Source organism: Streptomyces sp. NPDC060232, assembly GCF_042726555.1.
Taxonomy (GTDB): Bacteria; Actinomycetota; Actinomycetes; order Streptomycetales; family Streptomycetaceae; genus Streptomyces.
This window is the reverse complement of record NZ_JBHXAG010000003.1, coordinates 442,134-457,691: the sequence shown is the minus strand read 5'-3', so window position 1 is coordinate 457,691 and position 15,558 is coordinate 442,134. Positions and strand designations below refer to the sequence as shown.

Below are 15,558 nucleotides of genomic sequence, written 5' to 3'. Positions count from 1 at the left end.
GCGACGGCTCGACCACGCCAACATCTTCCTGATCATCGCGGGCACCTACACCCCGCTGACCGTCCTGCTCCTCCCGCCCTCCACCGGCCGGACCCCTCACCTCTTGCCCGGCAGGCGACCGCCACCGTCAGGGGCGAGCCGCCCCCAACTGCTCCGCCAACTCGACCGGGTCCGCCGTAGGACGCGCACAGACGAAATGCCGACACACATACGCCGCCGGAAGGCCACGCACGAGCGAGCGCCCGGCCAGCAGCGGGAACTCCCCCTCACCGTCCTGCGCGGACTGCGGCACCCCGACCGCCACCACCGCGCCAGGAGCCGTCCCCAGCAGCGCCGCCCGATGCAGCGCCGCCCGCGCCGGATCCTCCGGATGCCCGACCACCGCCACCTCACGCGGCCCGTCCAGCAGCGCCTCGGCCACCGCCAGCCCGTGCCCGATGAACCGCGGCACCCGCGGACCGAGCGCGTGCACCACCCCCAGCGCCCGCTCCGCCGCCGTACGGTGCGCCTCTGACCCCGTGTGCGCGGCGTACGACAACAACGCGCCCGCGGCGGCCGTCCACCCCGACGGCGCGGCCGTGTCGGTCGGATCCTGCGGCCTGCGGATCAGCTTCTCCGCGTCGTGCGCCGTGTCGTACAGCGACCCGTCCTCGGCGGTGAAACGGTCCAGGACCAGGTCCACGAGGAACCCGGCGAACTCCAGCCAGACCCCCTCACCGGTCACCGCGGCCAGAGCCAGGAAACCCTCCGCGACATCGCCGTAGTCCTCCAACACCCCCGCGTTGCCACCCACCTGGCCGTCCTTGCTGGTCCGCGCGAGCCGCGCCCGGCCGGCGGCCTCGTCGAAGTGCACCCGCACCAGCAGATCGGCGGCCTCCGTCGCCCGCTCCACCAGGTCGGGCCGCTCGAAGTACGCCCCGCACTCGGCCAGCGCGGCGACGGCCAGGCCGTTCCACGCGGCGACGACCTTGTCGTCCCGCCCGGGCGCGGGCCGCTCCGCCCGCGCGGCCAGCAGGCGCGCCCTGATCCCGGCGATCCGCTCGGCGTCCACCGCCGGCCCGTCCTGCGGCAGCTGGAGCACGGACTTGCCGTGCTCGAAGGTCCCCTCCTCGGTCACCCCGAAGTACGCGGCGGCGAGCGCCCCGTCGTCCTCCCCCAGCACCTCCCGCAGCTGGGCGGGCGTCCAGGCGTAGTACGCGCCCTCCACGTGCTCGCCGCTGACCGGGTCCTCGCTGTCGGCGTCGAGGGCGGAGGCGAAGCCGCCCTGGCCGGTCCGCAGCTCCCGCACCATGAAGTCGGCGGTCTCCAGCGCGACCCGCCGCGCGAGCTCCGAACCGGTGGCCCGCCACAGGTGGGCGTAGACCCTGCAGAGCAGGGCGTTGTCATAGAGCATCTTCTCGAAGTGCGGGACCACCCACTCCCGGTCCACGGAGTACCGCGCGAACCCGCCGGCGAGCTGGTCGTAGATCCCGCCGCGCGCCATTGCCTCACAGGTGTCGGCGGCCATCTGCAGCGCACCCTCGGAGCCGGTGCGGGCGTGGTGGCGCAACAGGAACTCCAGCACCATGGACGGCGGGAACTTCGGCGCCCCGCCGAATCCTCCGCGTGTGGCGTCGTACTCACGTGTCAGCCCGAGCAGCGCCTGCGCGAGCTCCTCGGGCCCCGGGGTCCCGGCCTTCCCGTAGTCCAGCTGCCGCCCGGCGAGATCCTGGACGATCTTCCGCGCGACCTCGGCGACCTCCGCGGGCCGCCCGACCCAGGCGGCCCGCACGCCTTCGAGGACCTGCATGAAGGAGGGCATCCCGTGCCGCGGCTCGGGCGGGAAGTAGGTCCCGAAGTAGAACGGCTCGGCGTCGGCGGTGAGGAAGACCGTCATGGGCCACCCACCCTGCCCGGTGGCGGCCTGCACGGCCTCCATGTAGACGGCGTCGACGTCCGGCCGCTCTTCGCGGTCCACCTTGATGTTGACGAAGTGTTCGTTGAGATACCCTGCTGTTGGTTCATCTTTGAAGCTTTCAGCTTCGAAAACATGACACCAGTGGCAGCTTGAGTAACCGACGCTCAGATGGACGGGTACGCCACGCTCGCGCGCCTCGGCGAATGCCTCCGCAGACCACGGCCACCAGTCGACCGGATTGTCCGCGTGCTGGAGCAGGTACGGCGAGGTCTCGTTCGCAAGGCGATTCGGCATGACCCCATCCTGCCGCACCACCTGGTGTGCGGCTCGTGACCCGGCCATCAGGCCGCCGGTTCGGCGGGCGCCCGGCGGTCCGCCCACTTCCATACCGGGATGACCCGGGAGTGGTCCCAGGTGCCGGACCCCTTGTGTCCCGGCCTGATCACGAAGTGGGTGAAGACCGAGGCGATGACCTTCCGCTTCTCTTCGAACCCCATCTCGCCTGACTGCCATCGCAACCGCATCGACTGGGGCAGTCGGACCAGGCCCTGCCCGTCAGCGGGAAAGAGAAGCCTCTCGATGGCGTCCTCCACGAGCGGTCCGCTGATGGCGCACCGGCCGCAGCCACGCCCCGAGGCGCAGACGTAGTTGTAGGGGCTGCTACGGCTGGCGGCCTTGGCGCCACCCATGAGCTGATCGCATGTGCCTCCGCCGTTGAGTTCGGCCCCACAGCGCACGGCGGCAAGGTATTTGGGACCTGCCCTCCTTCCCGTGAGGCGCGGACTGAGCGTCCGCGGTGCATGTACAGGCTTCCGGCGGAGAACGTCGCACAGACTTCCGTCCACTGATCGGGCGTGACGATGGCCTGCCACGCCCCGACCAGGGGATTTCCGGTGTCGGGATCGATCAGCAACTGACCCCGGTTGGCTCGGAAGCCGCACACCCTCGGAGCCGTGATGATCTGCGTGACGGTCTGCGGGTTGAGTCGCCCTCCGCGCGTCCCCGTGATCCCCTGCGCTTCCCACTCACGCGCCGTACGGCCCATGGAAGACCCGGCGATGCGGTCCTCGATCGCCTTGCGGACGAGTTCCGACTCCACCGGATGCAGGGTCTGGCGGTCCGCCAGCCAGCCGAAGGGCCTCGGGCCGCTGTGCGGCAGCCCGTCCATGGCCCGCGACCAGTGCCAGTCCTGGACCCGGCGGCTGCGCATCTTGCCCTCGGTGACGGCACCTTGCAGGCAGGCGGCGCCTTGCAGCAGCCCGGCCTTGGTGTACGGATCGCGCAGGCCGTCCCGGTCGACGTAGACACGTCCAGGCGCCGAGGTGAGTGCCGCCATGAAGCGGATGAAGTCTTCGGGCCTGCGGTAGAGGCGGTCGTCGGCGACGGCGACGACGCCTTGCAGCGGGCCGGCCGTGAAGGCGTGGCCTCGGTGGAGGTCGGCGAGGAGGTGGTCGAAGGCGGGGCGTTCCCGGTCGTCTCTGGTCGCGTTGCGCGCGTTCTCGGTGTAGGTGGCGACCACGACGCAGCCGTGTTCGCGGGCGGTGCGTTCGTTGATGCGGTGCTGGTGGCGTACGCCGCGTGCGTCGCGTTGCGGGGTGTCCTGTGAGGTGCGGGCGTACGAGGCGACCGGTATGTGTTCCATGGAGCGTTCCTCGTCGAGAGTTGGTGCGATGTTCGCTACAACTCGCGAACGGGGTGGCGGGTTACGCCCTGGGTGCGGGTGCCGGGTGCGGGGATGTCGCGGCATGGGGTCTCGTGGGGTCATCGGGCTTTGTCTTCAGGGGAGTTGGTTTTCGATCCGGTCGGTACGGGCGGGTGGCCGCTTCCCTCTGAACTAGCTCAGATCCCTCGCGGACGGGGGTGTCCCGCAGGACACTTGGGGCACGTTGCCGGAGCTCTCTGAGGGGGATGCCGATGCGGGACAGCCATCGCGGTGAGGCCGAGCGCCTGTTGGAGCGGGCCGTGGGCGAGGCGGTCCGGCGGGGGGCGGGCCCGGCGGATGGCGCGGGCGGGGTGGTGGACGGGGCGGCGCTGCTGGCGCGCGGCAGGGAGGCTCTGGACGCGCTCGCCACGAGTGCGGCGCCCGAGTACGAGGCGTACGTACGGGCGTTGGACGAGGCGGCGGCCGGCGAGCAGTCGCTGGGCGAGGCGTTCCGGCGGGGCAACACGTCGACGGCGGTGCTGGTGACGGCGGTCGCGGCGGCGGCGGCCGTCGGTGCGGATCTGTCGCTGGGGGTGGCGGCGGGTACGGCGCTGACGGCGGGCGCGGTGGTGGGGATCGCCGGTGCGGTGGCGACGGTGGCGAAGGCGACGGCGTTGCACGTGCCGGCCGCGCACCGGCGGGCGGGGGAGCTGGGGCGGCCCGGTGGGGCGGAGCAGCTGAGGTTGCAGTGGCTGTCGGCGTTGGAGGTGCGGGGGATACGTCCGTTCCTGGAGCAGCAGCGTGCGGTGGCGGTGGCTGCGCGGGTGCCGCGGCCGGTGGCGGTGTCGCCGGTGCGGGCGGCCGGGGGGTTGCGTGGGGTGGACCGGAGTGCGGAGGCGCGGCGGCGTAGTGCGCTGGAGCATTCGTTCGGGCAGTTGCCTGATGTGGCGGACCGTTTCGCGGGCCGCCGGTCGGAGTTGACGCGGATCGCGCAGTGGGTTCAGGCGGCGCGGGCGAGTACGGAGACCCGTCCGGTGGTGGTGGTGTTGTACGGGGAGCCGGGGGTGGGGCGGACGGCGCTGGCGTTGCGGGCGGCGCATGCGTTGCGGGATCAGTTCCGGGGTGCGTGTGTGGTGGACATGCGGGGTGGTTCGCCGGGTGGTGAGCCGGGCGAGGCGCCGTTGTCGACGCGGGAGGCGCTGCTGCACTTGATGAACCGGTTGGGTGCGCCGCGTGAGCAGTTGTTGTTCCGGGAGGGGGCGTCGGCGGAGCAGCAGGTGCGGCGGTTGGGTGAGCTGTACCACCAGCATCTGAGGGGGTTGCCGGTGACGGTGCTCCTCGATGACGCGGTGGATGCGGCGCAGGTGCGGATGTTGGTGCCGGAGCGTTCGGAGAGTCTGGTGCTGGTGACGGCGCGGGAGCCGTTGGAGTTGCCGGGGGATGGTGCGGCGTGGGTTCATCAGCTGCCGGTGGGGCGGTTGGACGGGGTTGAGGCGGCGGAGCTGGTGAGGGCGCTCGCGCCGGAGGTGGCGGGTGCCGAGGGGGCTGCGGCCGGTGTGGCTTCGGTGGTGGAGGTGGGCGGTGGGCTGCCGCTCGCGTTGCGGATGTTGGCTCCGCTGGTGGGCGGCGGCGTTGTCGTGCCCGGGGGTGGGGAGTCCGGGGGCGGGGTGCATCCGGTGGAGGCTGCCCTGCGGGCCGCGGATGCCCGGCTGGCGGAGCCGGCGCGGCTGCTGTTGCGGCGGTTGCCGTTGGCGGGGCGGGCTTCGCTGGGCGGTGCGGCGGCGGCCGCGCTGGCCGGCGTACCGGAGCAGGTGGCGCTGCGTACGTTGGAGGAGTTGTGGGAGGCCGGTCTGATCGAGCGGGTTCGGGGTCAGCGGTTCCGGATGCATGACGTGGTGCGGGCGTACGCGGCGGCGCGGCTGGCGGCGGACGAGGACCGGGCGCAGGCCGTGGCGGCGCACGAGCGGTTGATCCGGGACTATGCGCAGCTGGCGGACTCGGTGATCCGGATGGTCGACGGGAAGATGTCGACGCGGGCGGACCAGTTCGGGGGGCATGGTTTCGTCTCGCTGGACGCGGCGCTGCGGTGGCTGGATGACGAGTCGAGTTTCATCACGGCGGCGTTGCGGCATTCGGAGGGGGTGGACCAGCAGGCGGTGCTGGACCTGTTGGGGGCGTTGTGCGATTTCTGTCTGCTGCGCGGTGATCTGTACCGGTTGGGTGAGATCGACGAGTTGACGCGGGCGGTGGCGGCCGGCCGGCCGGGTCAGGCGGGGCCGCAGGGCCGGCTGGTGCGGTCGGTGCAGTGGCGTACGGGTATCGCGGCGCGGCAGTTGGGTGAGCTGGACAAGGCGCGTACGACGTTGACGTCGGTGGTGGACCAGTACTTGGAGGCCCGTCAGGAGGCGGGGGCGGCGATGGCGCTGGTCTCGCTCGGGATCACGCTGCACCACCAGGGGAATCTGCCGGAGGCGGCGGTGCGGATCCGGGAGGCGCTGGTGTTGCAGGAGTCGGCGGAGCTGGCGGGTGACCGGGCGTGGGGTCTGCATGCGCTGGCGGCGGTGGAGCGGGATCTGGCGCATCTGGCGGAGGCGACGCGGCTGCTGGAGACCTCGCTGGCGCTGCACCGGGAGAGCGAGAGCGTGCACGGGGAGGCGTGGGCGCATTTCCAGTTGGGGCAGGTGCATCTGCGGTTCGGTGAGGTGGAGCAGGCGGAGAAGGAGCTGGACCTGGCGCTGCGGCTGTACGGGCGGACGCGGGACGACCGCGGTGAGGCGTGGGCGCTGACGCAGTTGGGCCGGGCGCGGGTGGTGGACGGGGATGCGGGGTCGGCGGTGGAGCGGCTGCGGGAGGCGCTGTCGCGGCATCGGGAGGCGGAGGACGCGCGCGGTGAGGCGTGGACGCAGTACTACCTGGGGCAGGCGTTGGAGGTGGGGGGCGAGCGGGATCGGGCGGTGCGGGAGCTGGAGCGGGCGCGGACGATGTTCTCGCGGATGCGGGACGTGTACGGGTTGGCGCATGCCCGGCATCATTCGGGCCGGGTGACGCGGGACCAGCGGGCGGCGCAGACGGGGAACCTGAGGAATTCGGGTTTCGCGCGGCAGCTGTTGGTGGACGCGCGGGCGGATTTCCAGCGGATCGGGCTGGCGCACGGTGAGGCGTGGACGTGTCTGGAGCTGGCGGTGGTGGACGCGGGCAATGGACGGCTGTCGCAGGCGCTCGGGCTGTGCGAGGAGGCGGTGCGGTTGTTCATCTCGTACGGGGACCGGCGCGGGGAGGACTGGGGGCGGTTCCTGCGGTGCACGTTGCTGCCGTATGTGGGGCTGGGTGGGCCGGGGGTGCCGGAGGAGGCGCGGGCGGAGCTGGTGCGGCTCGTGGAGGCGCCGCATCCGGCGCGGGACGGTCGACTGGGGGACTGTCTGGAGACGTACGGGGTGATCCTGGGCCGGGGTGTGGACCCGTCGGAGGGGTGGCAGGCGTGGCGTCTGGGTCTGGTCCCGGACCTGCACTCGCGGGAGGTCATGGGCGTGCCGCGGGCGTGATGGTGCGGTCCGGGGGTGGCGGCTTCGGCCGATGCGGCCCGCCGGCCCCGAGGGCCTCGCGCCCGGGGCGGCGCGGCATGCACGGGTGGGCCTGCGTCAAGGGTGTGGTGGGCCTGGGGAGGGGCTGTGCGTAGGTCGGCCGCTCGGTCGTGGCCGCGTGCGGCGTGGCGGGGCGCAGGCACGGCCGGCGCGGCGTGGCGGAGCGGGCATCCCGCACCTGTGTGGGGACCGGTCGCCCACCGGGCCGACGCCGCCCGTTGTTGCCGCCCGGGGCGGCGTATGCGCGGCGAGAGCCGACGTCGGGGTTCCGGCTGGGTCGGAGCCCGGTGGTGCGGTCCGGGCGGACCCGCACGTGGTGCGCCGCGTCGCCGGGCCCGCGCGTGGTGCGCCGCGTCGCCGGGCCCGCGCGTGGTGCGCAGCGTCGCCGGGGCCCGCGCCGGGCGTCCTGGGCCCGTGGGGAACCCGCCGCCCCGGCGTGCGGGGCGGGGACGCCGCGGCCTGGGGCGCGGTCTCGGCCGGTGCCCGCAGGGCCGGGCGTGCCGACCGGTGCAATTCAGCTAGCTGGTCGGCTTCGGCGTCGTGGTGGGGGTGGCGGCCGGGTCGGGGGCTTCCTCGAAGTCCACGCGGCCCATGTGCCGGTTCATGGACTTCATCAGGGCCCACACGCCGACCGCGAGGACCGCGAACACGATGAAGCCCAGGATTCCGGGAGTCACCTTGTTCTTGTCGAAGGTGTCACCCGCCAGGGGGAGGAGCTGGGTCAGTGCTGCCTGCGTAGCGCTCATGGCTAGGCATTCTCCCGGATGCCCGCGAAGAGGTCGGACTCGGGGAGGGAGGTGTCGACGAGCGACTTCGCGAGCTCGTACTCCTCGGTGGGCCAGACCTCCTTCTGGACCTCCATGGGGACGCGGAACCAGCCGCCGTCCGGGTCGATCTGCGTGGCGTGCGCGATGAGCGCCTTGTCACGGATCTCGAAGTAGTCCGCGCAGGGGACGTGGGTGGTCAGGGTCCGCTCCTTGCGCTCGAACTCCTTCCACCGCTCCAGCCACTCGCCGTAGGGGGACTCCAGGCCGCGCGAGAGCATCGCCTCGTGCAGGGCGATGGTGCGCGGCTTGTTGAAGCCCTGGTTGTAGTACAGCTTCTGCGGCTGGTAGGCGGGGCCGTACTCGGCTTCGGGGTACTTCTCGGTGTCGGCCGCGCCGTCGAAGGCCACCATCGAGATCTTGTGGGTCATGATGTGGTCGGGGTGCGGGTAGCCGCCGTTCTCGTCGTACGTGGTGATGACCTGCGGTTTGAACGCGCGGATCTTCTTGACGAGCTCGCCGGCGGCCTCGTCGACGTCCGCGAGGGCGAAGCAGCCGTCGGGGAGCGGGGGCAGCGGGTCGCCCTCGGGGAGGCCGGAGTCGACGTAGCCGAGCCATTCCTGCTCTACGCCGAGGATCTGGCGGGCTTCCTCCATCTCCTTGGCGCGGACCTCGTGGATGTTCTCCTCGATGTACTTGTCGCCCTGGAGCTTGGGGTTCAGTACGGAGCCCCGCTCGCCGCCCGTGCAGGTGACGACCATCACGGGGACCCCCTCGGACACGTACTTGGCCATGGTGGCCGCGCCCTTGCTCGACTCGTCGTCGGGGTGGGCGTGGACGGCCATCAGTCGAAGCTGCTCGGTCAAAACAGGATCCTCTGCGATTCGGCGCGACACTCGGCTTCTATAGTGACCGAACTGGGGGACGGAAAATTCCAGGGGCGACCCGGCGACCCAGCCTCCCCAGCGAGAGGAAAAGATCATGAGTGCGGTGCGCGAGGGACTGCCCGAGGGCCGGTACGGCCGGTCGGCGGACGAGCGTACGGACCGCAAGCTCACGATCGTCGGTGCGGCGCTGGGTGCCGTGCTGCTGGGTGTGATCGGCTGGATCGGCTGGGACTACGTCGCCGGGCAGAGCGTGAGCGCCGAAGTGATCAAGTTCCAGGTGATTTCGGACACCGAGGTGAAGGTGCACCTGGAGGTCCGCAAGGACGCGTCGGTCACCGGCGTCTGCACCATGGTCTCGCAGGACGAGCAGCACGCCGAGGTGGGCCGCGGCGACTTCACCTTCGCCCAGGCCGAGTCGCGGGTCGACGAGGTCGTCTCGCTGAGGACCACGGGCCGCGCCACCATGATCGAGCTGGTCGGCTGCCAGCCCGCGGCCTCCGCGGGCTGAGGCGTTCCGGCGGCTCGGCCGCCGCGCGGGGCGGGGTGTTCCGCCGGCTGGGACACTCTGCTGCCGAGCCGCTGCGGCGGGGCTTGGGAGGGCGGCCGACGGGGCAATGGCCCTCCGGGGTCCTCCCCCTTTTCTTCCCGAATTGTTAGGCTCGTGGTTTCGCCCGCCGCTGGCGGGCGTGTAGTCCCCTGTACCGACGAGGAGCACCCGTGACCCAGACGAGCGAGAGCGTCACCTGGCTGACCCAGGCGGCGTACGACCAGCTGAAGGCGGAGCTGGACTACCTCTCTGGTCCCGCCCGCACGGAGATCGCCGCGAAGATCGCAGCCGCCCGCGAGGAGGGCGACCTGCGCGAGAACGGCGGGTACCACGCGGCCAAGGAGGAGCAGGGCAAGCAGGAGCTCCGGGTCCGCCAGCTCACGCAGCTCCTGGAGAACGCCAAGGTCGGGACCGCGCCGGCGTCCGACGGCGTGGTGGCGCCGGGCACCCTGGTGAGGATCGCCTTCGACGGCGACGAGGACGACACGATGGAGTTCCTGCTGGCGTCGCGCGAGTACGCGTCCGGCGACTTCGAGACGTACTCCCCGCAGTCCCCGCTGGGCACGGGCGTCATGGGCAAGTCGATCGGCGAGGACGCCGAGTACGAGCTGCCCAACGGCAAGAGGGCCTCGGTCAAGATCCTGGACGTCAAGCCCTTCACCGGCTGATCACCCCCGATCATCTCGATCGACCGGATCGACCGGATCGACCCCGGCCGGTCACCTCGACCGACCCGATCCGCTTCGATCACCCTGAGTGCCCACGTGATGCCCGGCCGGTTCTCCGGCCGGGCATCACGCATGCACTAGCCCATCACCTTGTAGCCGGCGCCGTGCAGCGTGCGCGCGACCTCCGCGCAGTGCTCCGGCCCCTTGGTCTCCAGGTGCAGGTCCACCTCCACCTCCGTGAGCCCCAGCATCGGGTCGGTCCGTACGTGGCTCACGTCCAGCACGTTCGCGTCCACCACCGACAGCACGCCCAGGAGCCCGGCCAGTGCACCGGGCCGGTCGGCCACGCGCAGCCTCAGCGACAGGTACCGGCCCGCCGCCGCCATGCCGTGCCGCAGGATCCGCTGGAGCAGGAGCGGGTCCACGTTCCCGCCGGACAGTACGGCCACCACCGGGCCGGAACCGTACAGCTCGGGCTCGCTCAGCAGGGCCGCCACCGTACTGCACCCGGCGGGCTCGACGACGAGTTTCGCCCGTTCCAGGCACAGCAGCAGGGCGCTGGAGAGGGCGTCCTCGGAGACCGTGCGCACGTCGTCGAGGAGTTCGCTGATGATCCTGAACGGGATGTCGCCGGGCCGCCCGACCTTGATGCCGTCGGCCATCGTGTTCGGGTTGTCGATCGACACCGGGTGGCCGGCCTTGAGGGAGGGCGGATAGGCGGCCGCGCCCGCCGCCTGGACGCCGATGACCCGTACGTCGGGCCGCAGCGCCTTCACCGCGACGGCGACACCGGCGGCGAGACCGCCGCCGCCGACGCCGACGAGGATGGTGCGCACCTCCGGGCACTGCTCCAGGATCTCCAGGCCGACCGTGCCCTGGCCGGCGATGATGTCGCGGTGGTCGAAGGGGTGGATGAACACCGCGCCGGTGCGGTCCGCGTACTCCTGGGCGGCCAGGAAGGTCTCGTCGACGACCTGCCCGTGCAGGCGCACGTCGGCCCCGTACTCCTGGGTCGCGGCGACCTTCGGCAGCGGCGCCCCGACCGGCATGAACACGGTGGAGCGGACCCCGAGGAGCGAGGAGGCCAGGGCCACGCCCTGGGCGTGGTTGCCGGCGCTGGCGGCCACGACGCCGGCGGCGCGCTGTTCGGGGCGCAGGCCCGCGATGCGGACGTAGGCTCCGCGCAGCTTGAAGGATCCGGTGCGCTGGAGGTTCTCGCATTTGAAGTGGACCGGTGAGCCGGTGAGTGCGGAGAGGTGCCTGCTGCCTTCCATCGGCGTGACCCGGGAGACGCCGGAGAGCATCTTCTGAGCCCCCCGTACGTCGTCGAGGATGACCTGCGGGACGGGCTGGGGCACACGGTAGTTCATGCCGCCAGTCTCGCAGCCCGGACGCGACCGGGCCGGGAGCGTCCACCAGGGGCGGCGGGGGGCTACGGACGGGTACGGACGAGTACGGGCGGGACTGGGGCGAGGGGTGCGGGAGGTACACGGCGAGGGGTACGGGCGGGGCTGCGGCGAGGGGCGAGATCTCGCCATCCGGAGCGGCTGTGGGACGCCTGCCTGTGCGGGCCGCACCAGTTCTCGTACGAGGCGTACGAGCCGCCGCAGGGCCGCGTACTCTGTCCCCCATCCTTGTCGGACCCACGCGAAGAGAGCCCACGGCCATGCCTTACTCCCCGGCCAATTCCGATCTGCCCGTGCCGGCCGATGCGCCTGCCGGAGCCGGTCTCCTCGACGCGCTCCAGCACCAGGTGGCGGTTTTCGCCCGCCGCGCCGAGCAGACCCGTCTGGGCGGCGTGGGCCAGGCCCGCAACTCGATGGACCGCGCCGCCTATCTGCTGCTCAACCGGCTCGACCTGGAAGGCCCGATGGGCGTCAAGGCGCTCGCCGCGGGCATGGGGATCGACTCCTCCACGGTGACCCGGCAGGTGGCGCCGCTCGTCGACGGCGGTCTGGTCAAGCGGACCTCGCACCCCGAGGACGGGCGGGCCGTGGTCCTCGCGCTGTCCCCGCGGGGGCTGGCGCGGCTGGAGGAGGTGCGCTCCTCGCGGCGCGAGCTCATGGCACGGGTGACCGAGGGCTGGAGCGAGGACGAGCGCGAGTCCTTCACGGGACTGCTGACGCGCTTCAACCTGTCGTTGTCGGAGCTGATGGCGGCCGTGGCCGAAGCCGGGCCCGCCTCCTGAGCGGAGTATGTCCGTCCTCTTGACCTGACCGGTCCCACCGGCCGCACTATGTGAACATGCGGGTGGTTGATCAACAGGCGGGCTCCTACGGCGAGTTCGAAGCCTTCGTCGCGGGTGCGGCCGGGCGGCTCCTGCATGTCGCGGTACTGCTGACCGGTGAACCCGAGTCGGCGCGCCGGCTGCTCGCGGGCGCGCTGGCGCGTACGTACGCGAACTGGCGGCGGCTGCGCGGGGACGACCCGTACGACTTCACCCGCCACGAGCTGTGCGCGGCCTTCGCCCGGACCGGCTGGCGCCACCACGGTGGGACCGGGGTGCTGGCGCGGCTCAGCCCGCCGGAGCGGCTCGTGCTGGTCCTGCGGCTCTACGAGGGGGTCGCGGAGGAGGTCGCCGCGGCGCAGCTCGGGATGCCGGTGGAGCGGGTGCGGGTGCTCTGCAACCGGGCGGTGTCCCTGCTGAGGGCCCGGGAGGCGGCGTGAGCGGGATCCCGGACCGGAAGGAAGCCCAGGTCAAGCAGCTCCTGGAGGGCCCGCACCCGGTGGTGCCGACAGGTCTGGCCGCGGGCGCGGCGGCCCGCGGGGACCGGCTGCTGCGCCGGCGTCGGGCGTTGCGCAGGTGCGGCTGGGCGGTGCTGTTCGCGGCGGCGGTGGCCTTCGCGGTCTGGGCGTCGCTGACCCGCCCCTGGGCGGGCCCCCCGAGCGGCATCTCCCCACCCCTGGAGGGCTGGTAGCCCCACTTCGGAGCCGCGGTGGCAAGGCTCGGCCAGGGCAGTGCGGCGGCCCCGCCGAGGCCAGGCCCGGGCCCCGCCGAGGCCGAGGTGAGCCCGGGCCCGGCGGGGCGGGGCGTCAGCCCAGCGCCTGCGTCAGGTCCGCGATCAGGTCGTCGGCGTTCTCGATGCCGACCGAGACGCGGATCAGGTCCGCGGGGACCTCCAGCGCCGAGCCCGCCACCGACGCGTGCGTCATGCGGCCCGGGTGCTCGATGAGGGACTCGACGCCGCCCAGGGACTCGGCCAGCGTGAAGATCCTGGTGCGGCCGCAGACCGCGACGGCCTCTTCCTCGCCGCCGGCGACCTGGAAGGAGACCATGCCGCCGAAGTTGCGCATCTGCTTGGCGGCGATCTCGTGGCCCGGGTGCTCGGGCAGGCCCGGGTAGAGGACCTTGGTGACCTTCGGGTGGCGCTTGAGCACCTCGACGATCTTGGCCGCGTTCTCCGCGTGCCGGTCCATGCGCACGGCGAGGGTCTTGATGCCCCGCAGCACGACCCACGAGTCGAACGGCCCGGCCACCGCGCCCATCGCGTTCTGGTGGTAGGCCAGTTCCTCGCCCAGCGCCTCGTCGGCGGTGACGAGCGCGCCGCCGACCACGTCGGAGTGTCCGCCCATGTACTTGGTCAGCGAGTGCACGACCACGTCCGCGCCCAGCGCCAGGGGCTGCTGGAGGTACGGCGAGGCGAAGGTGTTGTCCACGACCAGCTTGGCGCCGGCCGTCCGCGCGATGTCGGCGACGACGGCGATGTCGGTGATGCCGAGCAGCGGGTTGGAGGGGGTCTCGACCCAGATGACCTTCGTCTTCGGGGTGAGTGCGGCCCGTACGGAATCGGCGTCGGAGGTGTCGGCCACCGACCACTCCACGCCCCAGCGGGAGACGACCTTCGCGAAGAGGCGGAAGGTGCCGCCGTAGGCGTCGTTCGGGATGACCACGTGGTCGCCCGGGGAGAGCAGCGTACGCAGCAGGCAGTCCTCGGCGGCCAGTCCGGACGCGAAGGCGAGGCCGCGCCGGCCGCCCTCCAGCGCCGCGAGGTTCTCCTCCAGCGCGGTGCGGGTCGGGTTGGCGCTGCGGCTGTACTCGTATCCGCCGCGCAGGCCGCCGACGCCGTCCTGCTTGTACGTGGAGACCTGGTAGATCGGGGGCACGACCGCGCCGGTCAGCGGGTCCGCCGTGTTGCCCGCGTGGATCGCGCGGGTCTCGAAGCTCTGGTGCTCGTGGCTGTCGTCGCTCATGGTCAGATGCTATGCCCAGGCCCGGCGTGCACCCCCCCTATTGGCCTGCCGCCCCCTCGGTCTGGTTCGCTGGAGGCATGGAGATTCTGTGGTTCCTGTTCACGGTGCTCATGATCGTGTTCATCGTCGGCCCGTTCGTCCGGCGCAGGCACGGCGGCATCCGTCTGGTCGCGCCGGGCAGCCCGGACGCCGCCGACCCGGCGAACTACGGGTTCGACCGGCAGGAAGACCTCGACATCCGCGTGCCCGGGCCCGACCAGGACCTGATGGACGCCCTCGACAACGTGCGGCGCACCGGGCAGTGGCAGGCCGCCTCGCAGCTGCTCGCCGGGACCCCGCGGGAGGGCGAGCGGCGCTGGCAGCGCGTACAGGCCTTCGGCGGCGCGGCGGCGCTGGAGCTCGTGGCGCAGCCGGGTGTGGGCGCCCAGTGGCTGAAGGCGTGGCGGCTGGAGGCGGACAAGGACGCGGGCGGTGCGCAGGTGCACGCGGAGCTGCTGGTGCAGCAGGCGTGGCGGCACTCGGGCGGCGTCGGGTCCGAGGACCACCGGATCATCCTGGAGGAGGCCCGGGAGGCGTGCCGCAAGGCCGCGCTGCTGGCGCCGGGGGACCCGGTTCCGTACATCACGGAGCTGGCGATCGCGCGGGGGCTGGCGTATCCGGAGGCGGAGTTCGACGAGCTGTGGGCGAAGGTCATCGACCGGGCGCCGGAGCACATGGGCGCTCACCTGGCGGCGCTGCACTACTGGTGCGCCAAGTGGCACGGGTCGCGGGAGAAGGCGGACGCCTTCGCGCACGCGGCCGCCGCGCGTGCCCCGCAGGGCTCGCTGCTGGCGGCGCTGCCGCTGTTCGCGCTGTACGAGAACCTGCCGGACGTGCTCCTGAGCAGGGGTTTCTACCGTGGCGAGGCCGTGACGCGGGCGGTGGAGGGCGCGCTGTACGCGGTGCACACGGCGCGTCAGGACGACCCGATGCTGGCGCATGTACGGCACCTGCTGCTGCTGTTCCTGGTCAACATGGAGCGGTGGGCGGAGGCGATGGAGCAGGTCCGGCACGTGGACGGGTACGTGGGCGCGCTGCCCTGGTCGGCGGCGGAGGACCCGGCGGCGCAGTACGCGGTGTACCGGGCCCTGGCGGTGGCCGGCTACGAAGCGAACGGCGGGTCGCCGGCGACGCTCCCCCAGTAGCGGGCGGTCGCCGGTCCCTGGAGTGTCCCCACCCGTCGAAGCGGGTGGGGACACTCGTATGTGGCGCTGGCGCACTGTGGCGCTGTGGTGCTGTGGTGCTGTGACGCCTGGGCTACTCGCGGGTACCCCCACGACCGGCGGGAACGAGCGACAAATAAGGTTGCTGTAAGTAATCGCAGGCCGCATGATGCGGCGGT

The 15,558-nt window shown here is 72.3% G+C and carries 13 protein-coding genes and 2 pseudogenes; 8 read left to right on the top strand and 7 right to left on the bottom strand.

All coding sequences use genetic code 11. From position 1 onward, the window contains the following. Positions 1–91: pseudogene (locus tag ACFWFZ_RS08350) on the top strand (hemolysin III family protein); the annotation flags it as partial. Positions 92–127: 36 nt separating this feature from the next. On the opposite strand, the gene ACFWFZ_RS08345 reads toward ACFWFZ_RS08350, so the two are convergent. The 3 genes and pseudogenes from ACFWFZ_RS08345 to ACFWFZ_RS08335 all read right to left on the bottom strand — a co-directional run. Then, entirely contained in the window at positions 128–2,191 is a 2,064-nt protein-coding gene (locus tag ACFWFZ_RS08345; RefSeq protein WP_387118354.1) for a thioredoxin domain-containing protein, read from the bottom strand. 47 nt (positions 2,192–2,238) lie between these two features. Further along, the gene (locus ACFWFZ_RS08340) at positions 2,239–2,586 is read right to left on the bottom strand and encodes a hypothetical protein (protein ID WP_387118427.1); all 348 of its coding nucleotides are present in this window, start codon (positions 2,584–2,586) and stop codon (positions 2,239–2,241) included. Positions 2,587–2,729: 143 nt separating this feature from the next. Continuing rightward, a pseudogene (locus ACFWFZ_RS08335) lies at positions 2,730–3,539 on the bottom strand (recombinase family protein); the annotation flags it as partial. Positions 3,540–3,811: 272 nt separating this feature from the next. On the opposite strand from ACFWFZ_RS08335, the gene ACFWFZ_RS08330 reads away from it, so the two are divergent. Then, the gene (locus ACFWFZ_RS08330) at positions 3,812–7,081 is read left to right on the top strand and encodes a tetratricopeptide repeat protein (RefSeq protein WP_387118351.1); all 3,270 of its coding nucleotides are present in this window, start codon (positions 3,812–3,814) and stop codon (positions 7,079–7,081) included. 557 nt (positions 7,082–7,638) lie between these two features. Here ACFWFZ_RS08330 and ACFWFZ_RS08325 read toward each other — a convergent pair. Then, complete coding sequence (locus tag ACFWFZ_RS08325) at positions 7,639–7,866, bottom strand: hypothetical protein (RefSeq protein WP_387118348.1); 228 nt, start codon at positions 7,864–7,866, stop codon at positions 7,639–7,641. A 2-nt stretch (positions 7,867–7,868) separates the two neighbouring features. Continuing rightward, on the bottom strand, positions 7,869–8,750 hold the full coding sequence (gene mca, locus ACFWFZ_RS08320) for a mycothiol conjugate amidase Mca (protein ID WP_387118345.1): 882 nt from the start codon (positions 8,748–8,750) through the stop codon (positions 7,869–7,871). 115 nt (positions 8,751–8,865) lie between these two features. Here mca and ACFWFZ_RS08315 point away from each other — a divergent pair, with 115 nt between their 5' ends. Together ACFWFZ_RS08315 and greA are read left to right on the top strand one after the other, a co-directional pair. After that, on the top strand, positions 8,866–9,279 hold the full coding sequence (locus ACFWFZ_RS08315) for a DUF4307 domain-containing protein (RefSeq protein ID WP_387118342.1): 414 nt from the start codon (positions 8,866–8,868) through the stop codon (positions 9,277–9,279). Positions 9,280–9,488: 209 nt separating this feature from the next. Beyond that, positions 9,489–9,986 carry a transcription elongation factor GreA gene (greA, locus tag ACFWFZ_RS08310; RefSeq protein WP_387118339.1) on the top strand — a complete coding sequence of 166 codons (498 nt, stop codon included), beginning with the start codon at positions 9,489–9,491 and terminating at the stop codon, positions 9,984–9,986. A gap of 137 nt (positions 9,987–10,123) precedes the next feature. Here greA and ilvA read toward each other — a convergent pair whose 3' ends face one another. Next, on the bottom strand, positions 10,124–11,356 hold the full coding sequence (gene ilvA / locus ACFWFZ_RS08305; RefSeq protein WP_387118336.1) for a threonine ammonia-lyase: 1,233 nt from the start codon (positions 11,354–11,356) through the stop codon (positions 10,124–10,126). A 296-nt stretch (positions 11,357–11,652) separates the two neighbouring features. Between ilvA and ACFWFZ_RS08300 the strand changes: the two genes are divergently transcribed. The 3 genes from ACFWFZ_RS08300 to ACFWFZ_RS08290 are packed head-to-tail and all read left to right on the top strand — an operon-like array spanning position 11,653 to position 12,904. After that, positions 11,653–12,174 (top strand): MarR family winged helix-turn-helix transcriptional regulator, encoded by a 522-nt coding sequence (locus ACFWFZ_RS08300; RefSeq protein WP_387118333.1) that lies wholly within the window; start codon positions 11,653–11,655, stop codon positions 12,172–12,174. Between the two features lie 56 nt (positions 12,175–12,230). Continuing rightward, positions 12,231–12,653 carry a sigma factor-like helix-turn-helix DNA-binding protein gene (locus tag ACFWFZ_RS08295; RefSeq protein WP_387118330.1) on the top strand — a complete coding sequence of 141 codons (423 nt, stop codon included), beginning with the start codon at positions 12,231–12,233 and terminating at the stop codon, positions 12,651–12,653. After that, positions 12,650–12,904 (top strand): hypothetical protein, encoded by a 255-nt coding sequence (locus ACFWFZ_RS08290; protein WP_387118327.1) that lies wholly within the window; start codon positions 12,650–12,652, stop codon positions 12,902–12,904. Before ACFWFZ_RS08295 ends, ACFWFZ_RS08290 begins: the two co-directional genes overlap by 4 nt. 115 nt (positions 12,905–13,019) lie before the next feature. Here the strand turns inward: ACFWFZ_RS08290 and ACFWFZ_RS08285 are convergent, their stop codons facing one another. Then, on the bottom strand, positions 13,020–14,177 hold the full coding sequence (locus ACFWFZ_RS08285) for a cystathionine gamma-synthase (protein ID WP_387118324.1): 1,158 nt from the start codon (positions 14,175–14,177) through the stop codon (positions 13,020–13,022). 77 nt (positions 14,178–14,254) lie between these two features. Between ACFWFZ_RS08285 and ACFWFZ_RS08280 the strand changes: the two genes are divergently transcribed. Next, positions 14,255–15,361 (top strand): hypothetical protein, encoded by a 1,107-nt coding sequence (locus ACFWFZ_RS08280; RefSeq protein ID WP_387118321.1) that lies wholly within the window; start codon positions 14,255–14,257, stop codon positions 15,359–15,361. The last annotated feature ends 197 nt before the right edge of the window (positions 15,362–15,558 follow it).

Excerpts from the sequence above, each read along its gene's own strand:
- ACFWFZ_RS08345 (WP_387118354.1), bottom strand. The coding sequence starts at position 2,191 with ATGCCGAATCGCCTTGCGAACGAGACCTCGCCGTACCTGCTCCAGCAC.
- ACFWFZ_RS08340 (WP_387118427.1), bottom strand. The coding sequence starts at position 2,586 with ATGGGTGGCGCCAAGGCCGCCAGCCGTAGCAGCCCCTACAACTACGTC.
- ACFWFZ_RS08330 (WP_387118351.1), top strand. The coding sequence starts at position 3,812 with ATGCGGGACAGCCATCGCGGTGAGGCCGAGCGCCTGTTGGAGCGGGCC.
- ACFWFZ_RS08325 (WP_387118348.1), bottom strand. The coding sequence starts at position 7,866 with ATGAGCGCTACGCAGGCAGCACTGACCCAGCTCCTCCCCCTGGCGGGT.
- ACFWFZ_RS08315 (WP_387118342.1), top strand. The coding sequence starts at position 8,866 with ATGAGTGCGGTGCGCGAGGGACTGCCCGAGGGCCGGTACGGCCGGTCG.
- ilvA (WP_387118336.1), bottom strand. The coding sequence starts at position 11,356 with ATGAACTACCGTGTGCCCCAGCCCGTCCCGCAGGTCATCCTCGACGAC.
- ACFWFZ_RS08300 (WP_387118333.1), top strand. The coding sequence starts at position 11,653 with ATGCCTTACTCCCCGGCCAATTCCGATCTGCCCGTGCCGGCCGATGCG.
- ACFWFZ_RS08295 (WP_387118330.1), top strand. The coding sequence starts at position 12,231 with ATGCGGGTGGTTGATCAACAGGCGGGCTCCTACGGCGAGTTCGAAGCC.
- ACFWFZ_RS08285 (WP_387118324.1), bottom strand. The coding sequence starts at position 14,177 with ATGAGCGACGACAGCCACGAGCACCAGAGCTTCGAGACCCGCGCGATC.
- ACFWFZ_RS08280 (WP_387118321.1), top strand. The coding sequence starts at position 14,255 with ATGGAGATTCTGTGGTTCCTGTTCACGGTGCTCATGATCGTGTTCATC.